Origin of the sequence: Vibrio caribbeanicus ATCC BAA-2122 (assembly GCF_000165125.1) — a bacterium.
Lineage (GTDB): Bacteria > Pseudomonadota > Gammaproteobacteria > Enterobacterales > Vibrionaceae > Vibrio > Vibrio caribbeanicus.
Map to the genome: position 1 here is coordinate 1 of NZ_AEIU01000020.1, position 1,030 is coordinate 1,030.

Below are 1,030 nucleotides of genomic sequence, written 5' to 3' on the forward strand. Positions count from 1 at the left end.
CAAACATTCCTTCCATATCCGATACCTCTGAGGTATCCCAGTTACCGATGGGTTGGTTAAAGGTTGAGGAATCCTTAAACATCTCCTTCATATCCCTTACTTTGGAGGTATCCCAGTCACCGATGGGTTGGTTAAAGCTGGCGGCACCTTCAAACATTCCTTTCATATCCGATACCTTGGAGGTATTCCAATTACCGATGGGTTGGTTAAAGCTAGTGGCACCTGAAAATATTCGTCCTATATTTGTAACTTTGGAGGTGTCCCAGTCACTGATATCGGCATTAAAGTGCTCCCTTCCTTTAAAGAGGCCATTCATATTAGTTACATGAGAGGTACAAAAACGGATTTGGCCTTGCTCCAGTTTATCGAGCTGGGCTTGGTCTTTAATGATCTCATTGCCAACAACCAGATAGGTGTTACCTTGGTGGTTGAAGGTGGCGCCAATCGGGCTGCCATTACAAGTAAGAGTGTTGCTTTGTAATTGCCCCTGACCTTCAAACTGGCGAACATCTTGGTTAAAACTGGTGGCGCCTTTAAACATATCCCCCATATCCGAGACCGCAGAGATATTCCAGTCACCGATGGGCTGGTTAAAGTTAGCTGCACCTGAAAACATCGACGCCATATTTTCAACTTTGGAGGTATCCCAGTTCCCGATGGGCTGGTTAAAGGCTTCGGCACCTGAAAACATCCCTCCCATAGTCCTTACCTTGGAGGTATCCCAGTTGCCGATAGGTTGGTTAAAGTTGGTGGCACCTTTAAACATGTCGGCCATTCCTGAGTATGTCCAAGAATCTCCGACCTTGGAGGTATTCCAGTCACCGATGGGTTGGTTAAAGGCGGTGGCACCTGAAAACATCCACCTCGTATCTTTAACCTTGGAGGTATCCCAGTTGCCGATGGGTTGGTTAAAGCTGGCGGCACCTGCAAACATTCCTGCCATATCCGATACCTCGGAGGTACCCCAGTTCCCGATGGGTTGGTTAAAGGCGGTGGCGCCCTTAAACATCTCCTCTATATAGGATACTTT

At 47.3% G+C, this 1,030-nt stretch carries 1 protein-coding gene; it reads right to left on the reverse strand.

Going from position 1 to position 1,030, the window contains the following annotated elements:
* The coding region (locus RH40_RS01995) for a BspA family leucine-rich repeat surface protein (protein ID WP_009599609.1) at window positions 1-1,030 on the reverse strand (1,030 nt) is incomplete at both ends.